The 17,997-nt window shown below is 61.0% G+C and carries 13 protein-coding genes; 3 read left to right on the forward strand and 10 right to left on the reverse strand.

The genetic code is table 11. The features are described from left to right. Positions 1-6: 6 nt before the first annotated feature. From AB7933_RS19850 to AB7933_RS19890, 9 genes are all read right to left on the reverse strand, one after another. Complete coding sequence (locus tag AB7933_RS19850; RefSeq protein WP_024075927.1) at positions 7-1,305, reverse strand: acetyl-CoA C-acetyltransferase; 1,299 nt, start codon at positions 1,303-1,305, stop codon at positions 7-9. After that, positions 1,302-2,192 carry a MaoC/PaaZ C-terminal domain-containing protein gene (locus AB7933_RS19855; protein WP_024075928.1) on the reverse strand — a complete coding sequence of 297 codons (891 nt, stop codon included), beginning with the start codon at positions 2,190-2,192 and terminating at the stop codon, positions 1,302-1,304. Before AB7933_RS19855 ends, AB7933_RS19850 begins: the two co-directional genes overlap by 4 nt. A 4-nt stretch (positions 2,193-2,196) precedes the next feature. After that, positions 2,197-3,540, reverse strand: a complete 1,344-nt coding sequence (locus AB7933_RS19860) for a 3-oxoacyl-ACP reductase (protein ID WP_024075929.1) — start codon at positions 3,538-3,540, stop codon at positions 2,197-2,199. 235 nt (positions 3,541-3,775) lie between these two features. Continuing rightward, complete coding sequence (locus AB7933_RS19865) at positions 3,776-6,301, reverse strand: acyl-CoA dehydrogenase (RefSeq protein ID WP_024075930.1); 2,526 nt, start codon at positions 6,299-6,301, stop codon at positions 3,776-3,778. A gap of 282 nt (positions 6,302-6,583) precedes the next feature. Beyond that, positions 6,584-8,017 carry an outer membrane protein transport protein gene (locus AB7933_RS19870; RefSeq protein ID WP_024075931.1) on the reverse strand — a complete coding sequence of 478 codons (1,434 nt, stop codon included), beginning with the start codon at positions 8,015-8,017 and terminating at the stop codon, positions 6,584-6,586. A gap of 200 nt (positions 8,018-8,217) precedes the next feature. Then, the gene (gene praB / locus AB7933_RS19875; RefSeq protein ID WP_024075932.1) at positions 8,218-8,730 is read right to left on the reverse strand and encodes an alkane oxidation protein activator PraB; all 513 of its coding nucleotides are present in this window, start codon (positions 8,728-8,730) and stop codon (positions 8,218-8,220) included. A 132-nt stretch (positions 8,731-8,862) separates the two neighbouring features. Further along, the gene (gene praA, locus AB7933_RS19880) at positions 8,863-9,357 is read right to left on the reverse strand and encodes an alkane oxidation protein activator PraA (protein ID WP_024075933.1); all 495 of its coding nucleotides are present in this window, start codon (positions 9,355-9,357) and stop codon (positions 8,863-8,865) included. Between the two features lie 135 nt (positions 9,358-9,492). After that, entirely contained in the window at positions 9,493-10,773 is a 1,281-nt protein-coding gene (locus AB7933_RS19885; RefSeq protein WP_024075934.1) for an alkane 1-monooxygenase, read from the reverse strand. A gap of 318 nt (positions 10,774-11,091) precedes the next feature. Continuing rightward, on the reverse strand, positions 11,092-12,090 hold the full coding sequence (locus AB7933_RS19890; protein WP_024075935.1) for an alpha/beta fold hydrolase: 999 nt from the start codon (positions 12,088-12,090) through the stop codon (positions 11,092-11,094). A 276-nt stretch (positions 12,091-12,366) separates the two neighbouring features. On the opposite strand from AB7933_RS19890, the gene AB7933_RS19895 reads away from it, so the two are divergent. The 3 genes from AB7933_RS19895 to AB7933_RS19905 are packed head-to-tail and all read left to right on the forward strand — an operon-like array spanning position 12,367 to position 15,650. Continuing rightward, complete coding sequence (locus tag AB7933_RS19895) at positions 12,367-13,905, forward strand: flavin-containing monooxygenase (RefSeq protein WP_024075936.1); 1,539 nt, start codon at positions 12,367-12,369, stop codon at positions 13,903-13,905. Then, positions 13,902-14,792: an SDR family NAD(P)-dependent oxidoreductase gene (locus tag AB7933_RS19900; protein WP_024075937.1), complete on the forward strand. Its 891-nt coding sequence runs from the start codon at positions 13,902-13,904 to the stop codon at positions 14,790-14,792. Before AB7933_RS19895 ends, AB7933_RS19900 begins: the two co-directional genes overlap by 4 nt. Before the next feature lie 15 nt (positions 14,793-14,807). Further along, on the forward strand, positions 14,808-15,650 hold the full coding sequence (locus AB7933_RS19905) for a metal-dependent hydrolase (RefSeq protein ID WP_024075938.1): 843 nt from the start codon (positions 14,808-14,810) through the stop codon (positions 15,648-15,650). On the opposite strand, the gene AB7933_RS19910 is transcribed toward AB7933_RS19905, so the two are convergent. Then, a complete protein-coding gene (locus AB7933_RS19910) occupies positions 15,647-17,722 on the reverse strand; it encodes a PTS sugar transporter subunit IIC/EAL domain-containing protein (protein WP_024075939.1) in 2,076 nt (691 codons plus the stop codon). The genes AB7933_RS19905 and AB7933_RS19910 overlap by 4 nt on opposite strands. Positions 17,723-17,997 lie beyond the last annotated feature (275 nt).

The following is a 17,997-nucleotide window of genomic DNA, read 5'->3' on the forward strand; positions in this document are numbered from 1 at the left end:
ATAGAGCTACTTTTCGACGATGGCGGTAATGCCCAGCCCGCCCGCCGCGCAGATGGAAATCAGGCCGCGTCCACCCCCGCGTTCATGGATGGCCTTGGCCAAGGTCGCCAATTGCCGGCCTCCGGTGGCGGCAAACGGGTGGCCGCAGCCCAGGGAGCCACCGTTGACGTTCATTTTGGCGCGGTCGATGGTACCCATTGGCGCCTCCAAGCCTAGACGCTCGCGGCAATACTCGGCGTCCTCCCAGGCCTTGAGCGTACACAGCACCTGGGCGGCAAAGGCTTCGTGGATCTCGAAGAAATCGAAGTCGGCGAAGCTCAGGCCTTCGCGCTTGAGCATGCGTGGCACCGCATAGGCCGGCGCCATCAACAAGCCTTCGGTGCCGTCGACAAAATTCACCGCCGCCGTCTCGCCCGTGCGCAGGTAGGCCAACACCGGCCAGCCATTGGCCGCCGCCCATTCTTCGCTGGCCAACAGCACCACCGAGGCGCCATCCGTCAGTGGCGTGGAGTTGCCCGCCGTGAGAGTGCCGTTCTGGCGGTCGTAGGCCGGGGACAGCCCGGCGAGTTTCTCCAGGCTGGCGTCGGCGCGCAGGTTGTTGTCCCGCGCCAGGCCGCGATGGGGGCTGATCAGGTCGTCGAAGAAACCGCGTTTGTACGCGGCATCCAGGCGTTGGTGACTGGTGAGGGTCAGCTCATCCTGGGCCAGGCGCTTGATCTGCCAGCGCTTGGCCATTTCTTCGCAATGCTCGCCCATGGACAAGCCGGTGCGCGGCTCGCCATTGCGCGGCAGCAGCGGCTTGAAAAACATCGACGGGCGCACCTTCAGCAGCGCCTTCAGCTTGTCGCCCATGCCCTTGGCACGGTTGGCCGCGAGCAAGGTGTGGCGCAGGGACTCATTGATGCCGATGGGCGCGTCGGAAGTGGTATCGGCGCCGCCGGCAATGCCGACTTCGATCTGGCCGAGGGCGATTTTATTCGCCACCAGCAAGGCCGCTTCCAGACCGGTACCGCAGGCTTGTTGCACGTCGTAGGCCGGGGTCTGCGGGGACAAGGTGGTCGACAGCAGCGACTCACGCGCGAGGTTGAAATCCCGCGAATGCTTGATCACCGCGCCGGCAGCGAACTCGCCCAGGCGCTGGCCGTGGAGGTTGTAGCGGTCGACCAGGCCTTGCAGCGCAGCCACCAGCAGATCCTGGTTGCTGTCGTGGGCGTATACCGTGTTGGAACGGGCAAACGGGATGCGGTTGCCGCCGATGATCGCCACGCGGCGGGTCGGGGCCGGGTTGAAGCTGTAGTCACTCATGTAGGGTTCTCATTCCAGACAAATAGCCCGCGCATATGCGGTTTGTCGCCGGCGAAATTGCGCACTTCGAATTCGCGGCGCGGGCCGCTCACGGGGTGTTGCCATAGGGCGACCTGGCCGGGCAGAAAGATCGGCAGCTTGAAGTCGCAATGGGCCTGGGCCTGATCCAGACCACCGGGCGGTTGTTGAGCGGCCAATGCACGGCCGAGGGTCCACATGCCATGGGCGATGGCGCGACGAAAGCCGAAGAGCCTGGCGCCGATCAGTGAGGTGTGGATCGGGTTGAAGTCCCCCGAGACCCTGGCAAACCGCCGCCCCAGGTCGGCGGGCAGCATCCAGCGCTGGGTGCGCAGCAGGCCCTCTTCCTGCAACGGCAGGGCGTCACCCCACGGCTCGCCCACCGGGTCTTTGACCTCGCGGCGCAGGTACAGGCTGTCGCTTTCCCACGCCAGGGCGCCGTTGCTGTAGGCGCGGGTGGCGATGCTCAGCGCCTGGCCCTTGGCATGGGCCACCCAGCGTTCGCAAAAGACTTCCAGGCGCAGCGCCTGGCCTTCATGCAGGCGCTGGTGCTGCCGGATGCGGTTGGCCAGGTGCACCATGCCGCTGGCCGGGTACGGGAAACTCGGACGGGTCAACACCATTAGGTGCAGGGGGAACGCCAGCACATGGGGGTACGACAGCAGCACCCCCTGCTCGCGCCGGAACCCACAAGCACGCCCATAAGCGTCGATGTCGGCGCCAGACAATACCACCGCCGAACGCACCAGACGCTCGTTGGGCAACAGCGGCGCACCGTCGAGCTTGGGCTTGCGCAAGGCGCGTACGCCGTCGAGCAACAGCTGGGTGCGCGAGGGCGGTGGGTCAATGATCTGTGTGATGTAGTCCATGGACTCAGGCTCCCAGCAGGCTTTGGCCGCACACTCGGACGACCTGGCCATTGACCCCACCCGAGGCAGGATGGGCCAGCCAGGCGATGGTTTCGGCCACATCGACCGGCTGCCCACCCTGAGACAGGGAATTCATGCGCCGCCCGGCTTCGCGGATCATCAGCGGGATCTTCGCGGTCATCTGTGTTTCGATAAAACCGGGCGCCACCGCATTGACCGTGATCTGCTGCGCTGCCGCTCTCGGGGCCAGGCCCTGTACCAGGCCGATCACGCCGGCCTTGGAGGTGGCGTAATTGCTTTGCCCGAGATTGCCGGCAATGCCGGAGATCGACGACACACACACGATGCGCCCACCGGGGTTCAGCCCCTGGTTTTCCAACAAGGCGTTGCTCAGGTTCAGCGGCGCTTCCAGGTTGACCGCCAGCACGCTGCGCCAGGCCGCTTCGGTCATCTTGGCGATGGTCTTGTCGCGGGTGATCCCAGCGTTATGGACGACCACGTCGAAGGCGCCGAACTGACTGACATGGGCCTGCAACAACGCCCCTGCATCCGCACTGGTGATGTCCAACGGCAACGCCGAACCGCCGACGCTGGCGGCCGCTTGCTGCAACGACTCCTGTGCCTGGGGCACGTCCACGCAGACCACGTGGGCGCCGTCGCGGGCCAGTACCTGGGCAATCGCCAGGCCGATGCCACGGGAAGCCCCGGTAACCAGCGCGCGTCGGCCGGCAAAGGGTTTATCCCAGTTGACGCTGGGGTGGCCGTCCACCGGTTTTTCCAGGCGCACCACCTGCCCGGAGACGTAGGCCGAGCGGCGCGACAGGAAGAAACGCAGGCTGCTGTCCAGTGCGTCCTCCGCACCTGGCGCCACATAGAGCAATTGCACCGTGATCGCGCGGCGCAGCTCCTTGGCCAGCGACCGCACCAGCCCTTCGAGGGCACGCTGGGCGATGGCCTGGGGCAGGTTCGCGCAGTGTTCGGGCGCCGTGCCCAACACCACCACCCGACCGTGCTGGCCGAGGCGTTTGGCGTTGGCGTGGAAGAATTCGTACAGCTCATCCAACTGTTTCAGGTCGACCACAGCGCTGGCATCGAACACTGCGCCCTGCACCTTGACCGTGGACGGCGCCTTGAGCGTCGCCGGCGCGGCGGTGACCGTGTCGGTGGCGCTGAAAACCTGTTGCACTCGCGTGGAAAGCCGCCCTGCCCCGGCGACGATCACCGGGTTGGCCAGGCCTGGCTGGCCGCTGCGATGGCGCTGCAACGGCACGGGCTGAGGCAAGCCCACCGCCTGGGCCAGGCGCCGGCCCCAGGGGGAATTGACGAACGATAGGTAGCTGTCACTCATATCCGCATTCACTCACAACACATTCTGACCTTGTAAACCCGATCCAATGTGGGAGGGGGCAAGCCCTAATGCCAGTCATGTAGGAGCGAGCTTGCTCGCGAAGAACTCAGGACCACCACGTTTATCCAGAATGAACGCGTTGCTTAGACGTTCTTCGCGAGCAAGCTCGCTCCTACAAAAAACCTTAACTGACTGGCATTGGACCCAGCCCCCACCCACATTGACCGGGTTTGCCCTAATTGACCGAGGCGTTTTCGCTTTGGCTGCTGCGCCGCTTGGGCGCCGGCTCCAACGCCTGCCTGCGCTGCTGCAACGCCTCCAGCAAACCGAAGTCCTGGGGGAAGTCATCCACCTGGATCGCGTGGTCGGCATATTCCACATAGCGCGCCAGCAAGGCGTCTTCGTCAGCGCTGATCAGGTCCAGCGCCCGCGCCTTGACGCGCCAGGCGGTAAAGGCCGTGGCGGAAATCGGCATCGGTTCGAGCAGGCCTTGCTTGATCGCCGGCTTGAGTCGGGCGTCGATCAATTCCACCTGCGGCAACAGGCGGAAGCCGAGTTCGCCGTAGGCCAGCTTGTCGATTTCCGGACGTGGGATGTAGGAATTGGCCAACAAACGGTCGCGGGTCTCCCCAGGGGCCTGCACCACATCGGCAACCTGGGCCAGCAGGTGATCCGAGGGTTTGCGCAGCGGGATGCCGAAGGGGAACGTCAAGCCTCGCAGCACCGCCGCCGCCGCTGTGGAGGGGTAATTATCCAGCACTTCGGCCAGGGCTTCATGGGCGCGCAACAAGGCGTCCTGGGCCGACCAATGCACCAGCGGCAGGTCCGCCTGGGGCCGTCCATCGTCCTCAAAACGCTTGAGCACGCAGGACAGGATGTACAACTGCGACAGGATATCGCCCAGGCGCCCGGTGATACTTTCCTTGCGCTTGAGCGCCCCGCCCAGCACGCCCATGGAAATATCCGAAATCAATGCCAGCACCACCGACAGCCGATTAGCCTGGCGGTAATAGGACGCCAGCGCCGGGTCGGTCTTGGCTGGCACGGAAATCAGCCGGCCACCCGTCAGCGCATTCACCGCCGCGCGCACCGTGTTAGCCAGCACGAAACTCATATGGCCAAACATCGCGCGATCGAAGTCTTCCAACGCCTTGCGCCGATCCGGGTTGCGCGCCGCTTCCATCTCGCGGAACACGTAGGGATGGCAACGGATCAAGCCCTGGCCAAAGATGATCAGGCACCGCGTCATGATGTTCGCGCCCTCCACCGTGATGGCGATGGGGCTTTGCTGGTAGGCGCGCGCCAGGAAATTATTCGGGCCCATGCAAATGCCTTTGCCAGCGACGATATCCATGCCGTCGTTGACGATCATCCGCGCGCGCTCGGTGACGTGGTACTTGGCGATGGCCGAGATCACCGAGGGTTTCTCGCCCGCGTCCAGAGAGGCCACCGAGACCTTGCGCACCGCATCGCAGGCATACAAATGCCCGGCCATGCGCGCCAGCGGCGCCTGCACGCCTTCGAACTTGCCGATGGGCAGGCCGAACTGTTTACGCATCGCCGCATACGCGGTGGTACCGCGCACCGCGACCTTGCCCAGGCCGACGTTGGCCGATGGCAGCGAAATCGCCCGGCCGGCGGCCAGGCACTCCATCAACATGCGCCAGCCGTTGCCGACCTGTTCGCGGCCGCCGATGACCCACTCCAAAGGAATGAAAACATCCTTGCCGGTGGTAGGACCGTTCTGGAACACCGCATTCAACGGCCAGTGACGGCGCCCACTGTTGACGCCGGGATGGGAGGTCGGGATCAACGCGCAGGTGATGCCGAGTGAACCGGGCGCGCCGAGCAAACCGTCCGGGTCCTCGGCGCGAAACGCCAGGCCGAGCACAGTGGCGATGGGCCCCAGGGTGATGTAGCGCTTGTCCCAGGTCACGTTGAAACCCAGTACTTCTTCCCCCTCATGCAGGCCCTTGCAGACAATGCCCAGGTCCGGGATCGCCCCCGCGTCGGAACCGGCATAGGGGCTGGTGAGCGCGAAGCACGGGATATCTTCACCCCGGGCCAGGCGCGGCAGGTAGTAATTGCGTTGGGCATCGGTGCCGTAGTGCAGCAGCAACTCCGCCGGGCCCAGGGAGTTGGGCACCATCACCGAAATCGCCGCCGCCGAGCAGCGCGTCGACAGCTTCATCACCACTTGCGAGTGCGCATAGTGAGAGAAACCTTTGCCGCCGTACTGCTTGGGAATGATCATGCCGAGGAAGCCGGCGTCCTTGGTGTACTGCCAGCCTTCGGGGGACATGTCCTGCCAGACCTGGGTGGTTTCCCAGTCGTTGGCGATGTCGCAAAGGGTTTCGACTTCATTGTCGAGGAAGGCTTGCTCCTCGGCACTCAAGCTGGCTGGCGCGGCTTGCAACAGGCGCTGCCAGTTGGGCTTGCCGCTGAACAGCTCGGCGTCCCACCACACGGTGCCGGACTCGATCGCCGCGCGTTCAGTGTCGGACATCGCCGGCATGATCGTACGAAACAGGCCCAGGGCCTTGCTGGTCAACAGGGTACGGCGCAGGGGTTTGATCGTCATCAGGAATGCCGGCACCACCACCAGCACCGCCGCGACGGTGGTGCCGAAAGCGGCGACCACATTGAACAGGTAACCCGCCGCCAGCCAGACCAGGCCAGCGCCCAACCACAGGGTGGCGGCGGCTTGTCGATACGCCAGGGCAATCGCGGCTGCGAAACCCACCAATAACCAGATAACCATGGAGATACCTCGACTCGATTCAGGGCGTGGCAAACGTGGGTGCAGATCGAAATGAGCTGCGGCGTAACGCCACACTACAAACTCGGAAAGATAAATTCAAATTTTGTTTTGAAATTTTTATTTAATGTACGGGCAAAAAAAATGGCGGATGAATGGATCAGCCTCTCAGGTTTGTTCATCAGGAAATCGCAACGGGTCGCATGGGCGACCCGTCGATAAGTGACAACATGAAGAGGCAGCCGGATGCGCCAACTACCTCATGACGCCGTCACACCGTTTAGGTCAGAACCGATAGGTCGCTGACACACTGACCACTTCGCCCTTGCCCTCGGATTTTCCATCAAGTCGCGAGCCACCCAGGCGGTCTTGATTGTGTGTCTTCAGGTTGACCTCCTGTACAAACTGCCGCGAGTAGGCCGCGTCAACACTTAAACCAGGAATGGCTCTTACGTTGTAGCCGAACCCAAGCGAAGCGAAGATCCGGTCACCGTCGGGGATACGCGGATCACGTGTTGAGTTGCGTGTGGGGGTCTGGTCAAACGACACACCGCTGCGCAAGGTCAGGTCGTCAGTGAGCTTGTAATCGCCGCCGAAAGAGTACTGCCAGGCATCGCGATACTTGTAGGGAATCGATACGATCAGGTTACCGTCCGATGTCAGCGTAAGAGCCTTGAAGGATGACCATTGGGTCCAGGTCGCACTGACGCCCAGGGTCAACCGTTCATTGACTTCATGCACCCAGTCAAAGGAAGCATTCGCCGGGATATCCAGCCGAGTCTCGGCGTTGGCGCCGTCCGGTTGCAATCTCAAGCCGGGGTACAAGACCCCCACCAGTGTCGTGCCATCGGGCAACGCAGGATCAGTCATCAGGCTTTTCAACGCAGCATCAGCCCGAATGTTGTATTTGCCCTCCATCTTGTTCTTGATTTTCGCGTGGTAGTTCAAACCCAGAGTGTCACGTTCGGTGGGTTTCCAGACGACGCCTGTGAACCAGCCCACGGACGTGTTATCGACCTTGACTCGCATCAATGCGTTGCCCACGCCTGACGGGAAAGGAATGCCCGCTGGCGAGGCGGCCGCCGCCCCCAGCAGGTCAATGTTCTGGCTGACGAAGCCTTTAGTGTGCTGGACGATTGCCCCTGCACCAATAGAGAACCGATCGGTGACCTTGAACGATAGAGAGCCCGTGAGCCCTACCGTTTCGATCTTGGTGTCGACGGCAAAATCACGCCCCTTCCAGTCCTCGTCCCAGGTACTGCGCATACCCTGAGGCACCACTTGGCTCAGGCCGAAAGCAAAGCGATCATTGATCGGTATAACCATGAAACCGGTAGGCAGCCAGGCGGTAAAACCACCCTCACCGCCGTCACCTTGGGAATAAGGCGTACCAAAAGACCCGTCCGGGTTCAAAGGTGTTTTTTCCAGAGGGTTACCATTGAGGTCGTAGGCCTGACCTTTGTATTTGATATTGATGCGAGCGTAGTCAATGGTGAACTGCGCAACGCTTTGATCGATAAACGCCATTGCCGCAGGGTTGTTGTAAGCCGCACTTGGATCACCCTTGAACAGCGATCCCCCACCGAACCCACGCCCCCAACCAGCGGCACCTACAGTCGGAGTAGCAAAACCACCGGCCTGAACCGGCACCGTTACCGCTATTCCACCCAACAACGCCAGCCCCAGTGCGACCTGCACTTGTAGTTTCTTATTGTTCATGCGGCACTCCTTATTATTATCAACGGCCGACTCTGCGGAAGCGTCTTAAAAAACCCAAGCACTCGCGGAAGCACCTGCGCGTCATATCGCTGATACGTTTTTAAGATGCTACGGGTGTCGCCTTATTTACTTCAAACAGGTGCCCCTTTCGAGGCACCTGCCTACAGCGGGTGATCAGCCCCTGGTTCTAACCCAACGAGTTATTGAACGGTCAGGCCTGGTGCGTTAACAGTCAGCGATTGAATAGTGCAGTTGCCGGTTCCCTGACCAAGCAGGGTTTGATTGGTTGCGCCAAGAACGTGGGTGGATTGATTCCAGGTCACAGCAATGCTGGTAGGGCCGCAGTCCGACCGAGGAATCAGCGGAGGAGCACCATTGATCACGTAGCCCACATTGGACAGGGTACCGGCGCTGAGGCTAGTAGCGGTCAACACCCAACCTGGGGTAGGGAGACTTTTCAGTTGCGCCAGTGGACACAGAATGCCGCCAGTGAAACTAGCGCTTGAAATAGTCGCCACACCACCTGCAACAGTGCCGCTCGCAGTAAGGGTGCAAGTAACAGGGGCGGACGAAGAAGGCGAAAGTACGGTAATGGTGCCGGTCAAGTTGGTGAACGGTCCATTCGGAACGATCGATGCCGCACTGGCCATCGATGCTGCACCGAAACTGAGAGCAAAAGACGTTACACAAACGAGGGTTTTCAAGCTTTTCATTGTTTTTCCTCACATGTTATGGCGAATTCATTTCGCCCGGGGTAATGGCCATGAACGAGAGGTCACGGTGAAACTGCAGAACTTCCCTTTCCAGCCAAATCTCAATTCAATTACCGCTACAACATCCAACCACTACTCAACCACTTTGAAGTTCGGTGGCATCTTGATCGACACCGTCTTGATCTTGCAGTCTTCGCCAATCGGAACATTGGCTGCTTCCAACTTTCCGGTGGCGTTATCCCAGGTGCCGTCGGCCGTGGAAGGGCCGCACTTGCCGCCCAGGCCGAAGGCGTGCACATCTACGCTGATCTTCGACATCGAGCCACTTTTTGTGTCCTTGGCAATTAATACCCACGGCAAGTTGATGGCTTCGACCCGGCTGCACTTGAGGCCGCCATCGAATTCAACTTTATCGACATTCACCGACGTCCCATCGGCGGCAACCTTACCGGCGACTTTGATGGTGCAGTCGGCGCTGATCAGCGCGCCCTTGGAAAAGCTGATGGGGCCCTGGGCAGTAAAGGCACTGCCGGCCGGTTCGATACGTGCGGCCTGGGCCTGTTGATAGACAATCAAACCCAACGCAGCCAATACGATATGCGTGGTGAACTTGGCAGGTGCTTGCATGGTGTACGTCCTTCCCTTGAAATTATTTTTGTTCGGGTCAAACAACTTGCTTGCCATAAAATCGGTAACACCAGGGCGACAGCAACCTGCGCAATACACAGATCACGAACGCCGCAAATAACGTACTACTTCAGATCAAAATGGCTGGATCGTGCCGCTGTACTTTTCCAAGTACTTCAAACGCTGTGAAGGTTGAAGATTGGTCAGCGTGATATCACCGCCATAATGATTCAGCACACGATGATCCATCCGTCGTCGCCATAAGTAAGGCACATAGGCCCAGACAATCATGCTCGCGTAACCGTAGGGTAGTTGCGGAGATTCATCGAAGTGACGCAACGACTGATAACTACGCGTGGGGTTGGCATGGTGATCGGAATGCCGTTGCAACTGGAACAAAAAGATATTGGTGACAATTCGATTACTGTTCCAGGAATGCCGTGGCGAGCAACGCTCATAACGACCGTTGGGCAACTTCTGGCGTTTAAGGCCGTAGTGTTCGACATAGTTCACCACTTCCAGCAACGAGAAGCCGTAGATGCCCTGGATGATCAGGAATGGCACCACTGCCCAACCCAACCAGGCGATCATCGCACCCCACAGCACCACGCTGTACATCCAGGCACTGAGCACACCATTTTTCCAATGCCAGGCCGGCAGGCCGAGTTTGCGCAGGCGCTCGCGCTCCAGGTTCCACGCCGAGCGGGCGCTGAACCACACCGAGCGCGGCAGAAAGGCCCAGAAGCTCTCACCCAGGCGGGAGCTGGCGGGGTCTTCCGGGGTAGCGACACGTACGTGATGGCCGCGGTTGTGTTCGGTGTAGAAGTGCCCATAGAACGTAGGGGCCAGCGTGACCTTGGCCAGGAACACTTCCAACGGCTTGGGCTTGTGCCCCAGTTCATGCGCGGTGTTGATCGCAATGCCGGTGGCAGCCCCCGTGGACATGGCCATGCCCAGGTAAGTGAATACGCTGATCTGACCGTGAAGCTGGGTGCGCTCGGTGACATACGCAGCGGCCTGTGCCATCCAGCTCGAAGGGTCCAGCGTGGCGGTGGCGTGCAGCAGGCCGCCGTTGATGATCCAGTCGATACCGCCAGCGGCCAGCCAGCCGGTGATGACCACCGAAGCGATGACAAACAGCACACCGGTGTAGACGATCCAGCGGTAGTAGCCTTGGGATTCAAGGTGGCTGACGGCGGACTCGGGCGGGTTGCTGACGTCTTCACCGAGCAGGCCGTCGATCAACGGGATCAGGCCAAAAATCACCAGTACGCCGACCCACCACAATTGTTGTACGCCGGTGGTGATGGCGAGAGCGCCGGAGAGCAAGGGGGTTGCCAGCGGCATGATGCCGAGCCACCACAGGTGGCGCTTGCCGTCGGTCCAGACGCTTGGAGCTGCCAGGGCCTGGTTCATGGCAGCCTCCGAATGCAGTCGGTGGGCAGGCAAACGAATGGGGCGACAAACAGGTTCACGGAGCGCTGACTGCCCCGAGAAACCAACCATGCGATAAAAGACGTTTTTTTCATTATTTTATTCGCTCTTAGGCATTTCAAAAATTATTTCAAATTAGACATTGAAATAATTTTTTTAAATAAATAGCGCGGAATCGTTAGGTCGTCAACTAGTTTCTCGAGCGCTTTTTTCCGTGACCGATCAGTCTCTTTTTCAGCTGTTTAGTCAGGTGTCTAGGCCAGGCAATTGACGCCGTTGAACCGCAAGTCGGGTAACCCATTATTTACTCGCCAGGGCAAATGGCGGATGCAACAGCGTGGCGTTTTGCGCCGGTCGCACGCGCTTGGCAACCTGCTCCACCAGCACGGCCACACGCTCGGTGGCCGTGATTGGCAACATGTGTCCGCGCCCCTCCACCACTTGCAGCTTAAGCCCCGGCACCTTGCTGGCCAGGGCCTGGCCGTGTTTTTGAAAGTCCAGCACCTTGTCCTGTGCGCCGTAGATCAGGCCGATGGGCAGGGTCAGTTGCGGGTAGCGCTTGACCATGTCCGGCAAGTGCTGGTTGACCAGGTTGATCTCGGTGGAGGCGGCATAGAAGTTGTCAGGGCGCATGCCGAGCAAGCCGCCACCGCGCGTGGCGAAATCGTCTGGAGCGGCATCAGGGGCGAACACGCCTTTGACCACCGAGCCTTTGGTCAGCAGGCCGACGGGCATGGTCAGGGTATGCGCCATCCAGCGTCGCAACCACGCCGGGCGCACCGCCAATGACAGGAACACCAGTGGCAACAAACGTTGGGGATGGGTCAGCGGTGCCACCAGAATCAACCCCGATACCGCATGGGGGTGGTCAAGGGCCAGCGCCAGGGCAATCGCACCGCCGAGGGAATGCCCCAGCACCAGCGGTTTGTGCAGGCCCAGCGTATTGATAAAGGCGGCGATTTGCCGGGCCTGGGCCGGCAGGTCGGCGGGCGTACCGGTGTGACGGGTGGAATAACCCGACCCCGGGCGGTCGAGGGTGATCACCCTGAAGTGCTCACGCAATCGGCCGGACAAGGCATAGGTCAGGTTGCGACTGCTGCCCATCAGCCCGTGAATCATGACCAGCGGTGGGCCTTCGCCCTCCTCGTAATAGTGAAAGCGCTCGCCCTCGACATCGACGAAACGCCCATTGCCTGGAACAGCTGCTTCGATGCGCCGTGTCATCCAGGTACTGAACCCCCATAACACCGCGCTCGCACCGACCAGCACACCCGCAGCGATAACCCATTCAACAGCCATAGCTCGGTCCTCTGCTTCCCTGCTGCCGACCGCCCGACCGGTATTGATCAAGGCCTCAGCCATCGTCCACACCCGGGACCTAAACTTCGTGCATACCCTCGCGTCCGTCGGACAGGTCGCACATAAGGAGCCAGGGACTAGCGTAGGCGATATTTTCAGGTAGATTATTTAAAATCTTTTTTAAAATAAATAATTCAATTTTCCTTTGCAATGGTGTTCTATCTAAAAGACAAAACAAAAAACAGGAGCACATTCGATGCCCATGAAGGACTGCCTATGAATGCCCACAGCGAATCCATCGACATCGCCATCATCGGTTCAGGCTTCGCCGGCCTGTGCATGGCCATCCAGCTCAAGGAGGCCGGCCTGACCGACTTCTTTATCGCCGAGCAGGCCGAGACGCTCGGCGGCACGTGGCGCGACAACCACTACCCAGGGTGCGCCTGCGATGTGCAGTCCCATGTCTATTCGTTTTCGTTTGCGCCCAACCCTGACTGGACGCGCCAATTCGCGCCGCAAACGGAAATCCGCGCTTACCTGGAGCAATGCGCCCGGCGATTCGAGCTGATGCCGTACCTGCGCTTCAACATGGGCCTGCAACGCGCCGTGTTCGATGAGCAGCAGCAACGCTGGCAACTGCGTTTCAGTGACGGGCGCCAGGTCAGCGCGCGGGTGCTGATATCGGGCATGGGGGCGCTGTCGCGCCCGGCGCTGCCGGATATTCCGGGGCTGGAGAGTTTCAAGGGCAAGCGCTTCCACTCCCAGCAGTGGGACCACGACTACCTCTTGAAGGGCAAGCGCGTGGCGGTGATCGGCACGGGCGCCAGTGCCATTCAGTTCGTGCCGCAGATCGCGCCACAGGTGGCCCATCTGGACCTGTTCCAACGCACCCCGCCGTGGATCATGCCCAAGCCCGACCGACCGATTTCTCGCGCCGAACGCTGGGCCTTCAAGCACCTGCCTTTCACCCAGCGCCTGGTACGCGGTGCTTTTTACTGGGCGCTGGAAGGTCGCGTGGTGGGCTTTGCCCTGCACCCACGGCTGATGAAGATGGTGCAGAAAATCGCCCTGCGCCACCTGCACAAACAAGTGGCCCGCCCTTCCCTGCGCAAGGCCCTCACCCCGGACTACACCATCGGCTGCAAGCGCGTGCTGATCTCCAACGACTATTACCCGGCGCTGTCACGCAGCAATGTCGAGGTGGTGACCGAGAGTGTGCTGCGCATCGAAGCCGATGGCGTGATCACCGCCGACGGTAAAAAACACCACGCCGATTGCCTGATCTTCGGCACTGGCTTCCAGGCCACCGACCCGCTGCCCCGCGATTGCATCATCGGCCGCGACGGCGTCGACCTGATGGATGCCTGGCGCGATGGCGCACATGCCTATAAAGGCACCACGGTGCCGGGCTATCCGAACCTGTTCCTGATCATCGGGCCCAACACCGGGCTGGGGCATAACTCGATGATTCTGATGATCGAGGCCCAGGTCGCCTACATCCTCGATGCGCTCAAGCACATGCAGCGACACCGCATCGCCACGGTCGACGTCAAACCCGCCGTGGAGCACACCTACAACCAGCAACTGCAGGCCAGGCTCAAGCGCACCATCTGGAATACCGGCGGTTGCCGCAGCTGGTATCTCGATCCCCGTACCGGCAAGAACACCACGCTGTGGCCCGGTTCGACCTGGCGCTTCAAGCAGGTCACCCGGCACTTTGCGCTCAAGGACTATGTCGTCGGCCTGGCGCCGGTCAACGCACCACCGCGCGCGATAGCCGCACCCAATGCCGGTGTCGAAAGGAGCCTGTCATGAAGTCATTCAACGGCCGCGTAGCGGCGATTACCGGCGCGGCGTCGGGCATGGGCCGCGCATTGGCCCTGGCCCTGGCCAGGGAAGGCTGTCACCTGGCGCTGGCGGACAAGAATAGCCAGGGACTGGAGCAGACCCTGGCCTTGATCAAGACCTCGACCCTGTCGCCGGTGACCGTCACCACCCAGGTGCTGGATGTGTCCGACCGCCAGGCCATGGAAGACTGGGCCGCGCGCTGTGCGGCCAACCATGACCAGGTCAACCTGATCTTCAATAATGCCGGCGTGGCGCTGTCGAGCACCGTCGAAGGCGTGGACTATGCCGACCTGGAATGGATCGTCGGCATCAACTTCTGGGGCGTGGTGCATGGCACCAAGGCATTTTTGCCCTACCTCAAGGCCAGCGGCGACGGCCATGTGATCAACACCTCCAGCGTCTTCGGCCTGTTTGCCCAGCCCGGCATGAGCGGCTACAACGCGACCAAATTCGCCGTGCGCGGCTTTACCGAAGCCCTGCGCCAGGAGCTCGATTTGCAACGGTGCGGCGTCTCGGCCACCTGTGTACACCCAGGCGGCATTCGCACCGATATCTGCCGCAGCAGCCGTATCGACGCGAACATGACCGGCTTTTTGATCCACAGCGAACAGCAGGCCCGTGCCGACTTCGAGAAGCTGTTCATTACCGACGCCGATCAGGCCGCCAAGGTGATCCTGCAAGGTGTGCGCAAGAACAAGCGCCGCGTGCTGATCGGCCGCGACGCGTATTGCCTCGACCTGCTCGCGCGCTGCCTGCCGGCGGCCTATCAGGCCTTGGTAGTGCTCGCCAGCAGACGCATGGCGCCCAAACCACGCAGGCCGATGCTTGAAACCAACGACGAATCCCGTCTCTGAACAGGAGGACGCACCATGCTGCCTATCCGTCGCGATATCCGCTTTGCCTTACCGGCTGAACGCATCAAGAACTGGCATGAGCAAGGCCCGTTCATCACGCACTTCTTCAATGCCCTGTCGCTGCTGTTTCCCCAAGGAGAGCTGTTTTTCATGGACAGCGTGCGCCACTACCGCGCGCACATCCATGACCCGCAGTTGAAGAAAGAGATCCAGGGTTTTATCGGCCAGGAAGCCATGCACAGCCGCGAACACGTGGCCTATAACGATTTGCTGCAAGCGGCGGGGCTGCCGGCGCACACCCTGGACCGACGTCTGAAATTCATCCTCGACCTGCAGAAAAAACACCTGCCGCCGTCTTTCAACCTGGCGGTAACCATCGCCCTGGAGCACTACACCGCGATGCTCGCGGAAATACTGCTCAGCGACCCGTCGCGCTTTGGCGACTCACACAAGGGCTACCAGCAGATGTGGTACTGGCACGCCCTGGAAGAAACCGAGCACAAGGCCGTGGCGTTCGATGTGTGGAACACCGTGGTCAAGCCCGGGCCACTGCGCTATCTGTTGCGCACCGGGACCATGCTCACCACCACCCTGCTCTTCTGGCTGGTGGTGTTTGATTTCCACGTACGCTTGCTGATTGCCGACCGCAAGGCCGGAGGGCATTTAAAGGGGTTCTGGCGCATGCTCAAGTTTCTCTACGGTCCCAAGGGGGTGTTCCCAAGGATGCTGCGACCGTGGCTGCATTACTTCAAACCCGGCTTTCACCCCTGGGACCACGACAACCGCGCACGCCTGGCGGGCATAGACGGGTTGCTCGAAGAGATCGCCCGGACCGGTGGTGGCTACGAGTCGGCCTAGGCCTCGGCCAGGCTGGCGCGATTGCGCACAAAGCCTTGCAATTGATCGCCTGGCAGCGCCTTGCTGAAATACCAGCCCTGGATAATCAGCTCATTGCCTGAGTTCAGGAAGGCCAACTGCTCGGCGGTCTCCACGCCTTCGACCACCACTCCGAGGTTCAACGCCTCGCAAAAGCGCAACAGGCCGGTCAGCACCTGGGCGCCCTTGGGCTCGTGCTGGGCGACCACAAAACTGCGGTCGATCTTGATGAAGTCCACCGGAAACTGGTGCAGGTAACTCAAGGCGGAATACCCGGTGCCAAAGTCATCGATATAGATCTTGGCGCCGATGGCTTGCAGTTTCTGGAGGGTCTGGCGCGTGACCTGGATATCACTGACCAACGCGTCTTCGGTGATTTCCACCGACACCTGCCCGTGGGCCTGGGCCAGGATTTCCACCAGGCGTTCGCCATAGGCAGCATCCGTCAGGGTGGCGCTGGAAATATTGATCGTCATCGGCAAGGCAAAACCGATTTTCTGCCACTTCTGGTACTCACGCACGGCCTGGGACGCCACCCACACATCCACATCCGGCATCAGTCGCGCCTGGGCCAGCCATTGCAGAAATTCCCAGGGCGAATGCACGGTACCCTGGGCATCCCGGGCGCGCATCAAGGCTTCACAGCCGGTACACAGGCCGGTGCGGGTCGAGACCTGGGGCTGGAACTCGAGGTAGAACTCATAATCGCTGATCTGCTGGATGCGGCTCAGTTCGTTGGCCTGGCGCGCCAGCAGCTTGTGGGACGCGAGCACCGGGTCCAACTCCAGCAGGCGGCCTTTTTCTTCGAGGCCGCGAAAGGTCATGTCCAACGACTTGAGGTACACCGTACCGCCTTCGGTGGGCTGACGATGGATCGCGCGCACATAGGGCGCGTAGATCAGGGTGCCGATCACCAGCAGGGCGACTTGCAGCACCACCGCGGCCAGATCGCCGTGGGTGCTGAGGTAGGCATTGAACAACACCGGCGCGGTAAATGGCACGCTGACCACGGCGGGCGACACCCAGCCGAGCTGCACCACGGTCAGCGCCACCATCGCATTGAAAGCCGGCACCAGCAGGAACGGAATGAACAAGCGCGGGTTGAGGATAATCGGCAAACCAAACAGCAGCACTTCGCTGACGTTGAACAACGACAACGGCAAGCTGGCTATCGCCAACAGGCGCATGGACTGGCTCCGGGAAAACAGCAGGATCGCCACCAACAGGCACAGCGCCCCGCCCGAGCCACCGATAAAGGCGAAACTGCCCAGCAGGCCACTGTTGAGCAGGTACTTGATCGGCTCTCCGGCGGCCAAGGCGGCATGGTTCAGCACCACCGCCTGGTCCAGCACATCGAACAACGGCTGCATCGCGTACACACCGTGAATGCCGAAAAACCACAACAGCGAATTCATCAGGGTCACGAACAAACCGCTGCCGTAGGGTGATTCCAGCGCATCGATCACCTGCGGCCCCTGAAGCTCTGCCACATAGGGAATCTGCAACAGCATCGACAGCACCACCACCAAGGCCAGTGAGGTGATTGCGCCCGGCATCACCATATTGATGGTGCCCCTGAGGTTGTGGGTCACCAGGTCCTCGTTGACCAGGCGGGTCCAGCGATAGCGATGCAGCCAGGCGATCGCGGGCACATTGAGCAGCGGCGAAGCAATCGCGATAAACAGTACGAAGGTGGCCGAGGTGCGCGGGTAATCACGCAGGATAAAGGTCGCCACCACCACGTGGGCCAGGCACAGGAAGGCGACGGGCAACTGTGGCAGCCGATATTGAATGGCAAGCATGTAACCGATGGAGGCCGCCACCAATAGCGGGATCACCGAGCTGATCTGGTTATGCAGCCCCGCCAGGAAGGTCACCAACGACGGGGCGAACCCCAGCACGCGAGCGCATTCGGACAGGATCAGAAAGGCGGCCGACACCAGCAGGCACGGCAGGATCCACAACAGCCCCTCGCGGATCGCACGCAATGACTCGGTACTGGCCAGGGCGGCCAGACGCTGGGTAAAGAACAGTTTGAACAGCGTTTGCGCCATGACCCATCCCTCTGTCCGTCGCTTACCGTCCCTGGGAGGCAGGGCCGAAAACACCGGCTAACGCTACACGTCCTGATAGCGGGAGCGAAAGGCTTTTGCAGCGCCACCCGGTTTTTTTCGGCATTCATTTCGGGGCGTTATGCTTGTCGAACTTCCTGGGTTGGCCCATCCTTGGCCCTCGACGCGCAGATCGACGATCCGCCCGTTCTGCCAGCCGGCACCCGCCATCCGTTAACGTGGCGCCGGACACTGGACGCGACTGCACCTCGACCCTG

The sequence above is a fragment of the Pseudomonas gorinensis genome (assembly GCF_042015035.1).
GTDB lineage: Bacteria > Pseudomonadota > Gammaproteobacteria > Pseudomonadales > Pseudomonadaceae > Aquipseudomonas > Aquipseudomonas gorinensis.

Coding starts and splice junctions, on each gene's coding strand:
- praA (WP_024075933.1), bottom strand. CDS start 9,357: ATGCAAGCACCTGCCAAGTTCACCACGCATATCGTATTGGCTGCGTTG.
- AB7933_RS19870 (WP_024075931.1), bottom strand. CDS start 8,017: ATGAACAATAAGAAACTACAAGTGCAGGTCGCACTGGGGCTGGCGTTG.
- AB7933_RS19900 (WP_024075937.1), top strand. CDS start 13,902: ATGAAGTCATTCAACGGCCGCGTAGCGGCGATTACCGGCGCGGCGTCG.
- AB7933_RS19855 (WP_024075928.1), bottom strand. CDS start 2,192: ATGGACTACATCACACAGATCATTGACCCACCGCCCTCGCGCACCCAG.
- praB (WP_024075932.1), bottom strand. CDS start 8,730: ATGAAAAGCTTGAAAACCCTCGTTTGTGTAACGTCTTTTGCTCTCAGT.
- AB7933_RS19865 (WP_024075930.1), bottom strand. CDS start 6,301: ATGGTTATCTGGTTATTGGTGGGTTTCGCAGCCGCGATTGCCCTGGCG.
- AB7933_RS19910 (WP_024075939.1), bottom strand. CDS start 17,722: ATGGCGCAAACGCTGTTCAAACTGTTCTTTACCCAGCGTCTGGCCGCC.
- AB7933_RS19895 (WP_024075936.1), top strand. CDS start 12,367: ATGAATGCCCACAGCGAATCCATCGACATCGCCATCATCGGTTCAGGC.
- AB7933_RS19885 (WP_024075934.1), bottom strand. CDS start 10,773: ATGAACCAGGCCCTGGCAGCTCCAAGCGTCTGGACCGACGGCAAGCGC.
- AB7933_RS19860 (WP_024075929.1), bottom strand. CDS start 3,540: ATGAGTGACAGCTACCTATCGTTCGTCAATTCCCCCTGGGGCCGGCGC.
- AB7933_RS19850 (WP_024075927.1), bottom strand. CDS start 1,305: ATGAGTGACTACAGCTTCAACCCGGCCCCGACCCGCCGCGTGGCGATC.
- AB7933_RS19905 (WP_024075938.1), top strand. CDS start 14,808: ATGCTGCCTATCCGTCGCGATATCCGCTTTGCCTTACCGGCTGAACGC.
- AB7933_RS19890 (WP_024075935.1), bottom strand. CDS start 12,090: ATGGCTGTTGAATGGGTTATCGCTGCGGGTGTGCTGGTCGGTGCGAGC.